The sequence below is a fragment of the Enterococcus sp. 3H8_DIV0648 genome (genome assembly GCF_002140655.1).
Taxonomy (GTDB): domain Bacteria; phylum Bacillota; class Bacilli; order Lactobacillales; family Enterococcaceae; genus Enterococcus_A; species Enterococcus_A hulanensis.
Window position 1 is genome coordinate 489,700 of sequence record NZ_NGLG01000001.1, and the last position, 2,754, is coordinate 492,453.

The following is a 2,754-nucleotide window of genomic DNA, read 5'->3' on the forward strand; positions in this document are numbered from 1 at the left end:
GTGCTATACTTACGTCTGATTTTTAATGAAAATATTGGAGGTGCACCCTTGGAAGAAATAGTTATTTTAAGCGCTGTACGAACACCAATTGGCAGATATAAAGGCAAATTAGCAACCGTTTCAGCCGTCGAGCTCGGTGCAATCGCTATCAAAGAAGCGATCAAACGTGCAGAGCTTGCGCCAGATCAAGTGGAACAGGTATTTATGGGGAATGTATTGCAGGCAGGAAATGGTCAGAATGTGGCACGTCAATCAGCAGTAAAAGCAGGCTTACCCTATGAGGTACCAGCTACAACCATAAATGAGGTCTGCGGGTCAGGAATGAAGTCGATTATTTTCGCGATGCAGCAAATATTACTAGGTGAAGCCCATGTAGTTGTTGCCGGGGGGACAGAAAATATGTCTCAAGCACCAAAAGTGACCAGCTTTGATTATGCAGCCCAAGAATGGCAAGAACCAAAATCAAGCATGATTTATGACGGTTTGACTGATGCTTTCAGCGGCAAGCATATGGGATTGACGGCAGAAAAAGTAGCTGAGGAATATCATGTTACTCGTGAAATGCAGGATCAATACGCTTATGAGTCACAAATGAAGGCAGCAAAAGCCAGTAAAGATGGAAAGTTTGAATCAGAGATTGTTCCTATCCCTCTATCGGATGGCAGCACTTTAAGAGAAGATGAAGGGATTCGTTTTGATTCAACATTAGAAAAAATTAGCTCATTGAAACCTGCGTTCAAAGAAGGTGGTGTTGTCACTGCGGCTAATGCTTCAACCTTGAATGATGGTGCGTCCGCAGTTGTCTTAGCGTCAAAATCCTATGCGATTGAAAATGGCTTGGCGTACTTAGCTGTTATTAATGGTTATAGTGAAGTAGGGATTGACCCAAGTATTATGGGGATGGCTCCTGTTTCAGCTATTAATAAATTATTAAATAAAGTGAATCGAACAATTGATGAGGTCGATACATTCCAAATCAACGAAGCATTTGCTGCAGCTTCTGTTGCTGTTCAAAAAGAATTGAAACTGCCGGATGAAAAAATTAACACTTACGGCGGTGCAATTGCTTTAGGCCACCCTATCGGAGCTAGTGGAACACGTATTGTAGCAACACTGATTTCAGAATTAATTCAAGAAGACAAGCAACGAGGCGTAGCAAGTCTTTGTATCGGTGGCGGGCTGGGACTAGCCTTGATGATTACGAAAGCGGAGGATCAAGAGACCGCAAAAAAAAAGTTTTATCAAATGACCCAAGCTGAACGCTTAGCTGAGTTGGTCAAAGAAAAAAAATTGTCAGCTAAAGAAGCCGCGCAATTGCAAGCGGAAACTGTGCTCCCAGAAAAAATTTCGATTAACCTGATTGAAAATCAAATCAGCGAAGGTTCAATTCCTCTGGGTGTGGCACAAAATTTTGTTATCAACGGAGAAGAGAAAATTATTCCAATGATAACAGAGGAACCTTCTGTAATTGCAGCTGCTAGTAATGCAGGAAAAATTATCGCAAAATCTGGTGGTATTCATACGCGAGTGATCAATCAAAATATGCTGGGGCAAATTGTTTTGCGAAATGTCACAGACTTTGCCGCAATAAAAAAAGTTATTGCTGAAAACGAACAAGAACTTTTTGCCGTAGCTGAAAAGAGCTACCCGTCGATCTATCAACGTGGTGGCGGACTTAGGTCAATTGACATACGCATTTTTGAAGAGGGCTTTCTTTCATTAGACTTAGAAGTTGATACTAAAGATGCAATGGGGGCCAATATTCTAAACACGATGCTGGAAGCTGTGGCGCAGGAAATACGGCAACTGATTCCTGATGCAGATATTTTATTTAGTATTTTAAGTAATTACGCGACGCAGTCCTTGATCGAAGCAAGTTGCGAAATTTCTGTAGAGCAACTTTCACCGGAGCTCGTTGAAAAAATCGTCTCGGCCAGTGATTATAGTAAAATTGATCCTTATCGCGCAGCTACCCATAATAAAGGAATCATGAATGGTATTGACGCTGTTGTTTTAGCGACGGGAAATGATACGCGGGCAGTAGCGGCTGCTTGCCATGCTTACGCTGCTCGAAATGGACGCTATGAAGGTTTGACGGACTGGTACATTAAAGATAATAAGCTGGTTGGAAAACTAGTTCTGCCAATGAAGGTCGGTATTGTAGGCGGTGCGACAAAAATCTTGCCTAAGGCGCAATTGAGCTTAAAATTATTAGAAGTTTCATCTGCTGCTGAGTTAGGTGAAGTTATTGTGGCCGTTGGATTGGCCCAAAATCTCGCTGCCATACGTGCTTTGGTGACGGACGGTATCCAAAAAGGTCACATGGCGATGCAGAGCCGTTCATTAGCAATCACTGCTGGAGCGACAACCAAAGAGGTCCCGCTGGTTTCCAGACAATTAAGAAAAGCTGAACGAATGAATTTGGCAACAGCAGAAGAAATTATTAAAAATCTTCGTCTGGGCTAATAAACTAATTGTCATTTAAAAAAAGTAGAGTCATAAAATGACTCTACTTTTTTCTTCGGATTTTTAAAGAAACCAATGTTATCGTATTCTTTCTTCGACAGTTTTTCGAACTGTTTTCAGAATTTAATAATTAAGTTTCTAAAATTATTTTTGATCTTGAAACCTTTTTATATCACAGGTTTTCAAGGGATTTCCGTTTTGATAATTGAAAAGGAGAAACAAAATTTTCAAAAAAATGTTTGACAGGTGATTCATAACTTGTTATATTGTGTTCGAAAATAAAATATG

1 protein-coding gene is annotated in these 2,754 nt (G+C 40.5%); it reads left to right on the top strand.

The genetic code is table 11. The annotated features are described in order from the left end of the window. The first annotated feature begins 48 nt into the window (after positions 1-48). Positions 49-2,466, top strand: a complete 2,418-nt coding sequence (locus A5875_RS02220; RefSeq protein ID WP_088932100.1) for a hydroxymethylglutaryl-CoA reductase, degradative — start codon at positions 49-51, stop codon at positions 2,464-2,466. Positions 2,467-2,754: the final 288 nt, after the last annotated feature.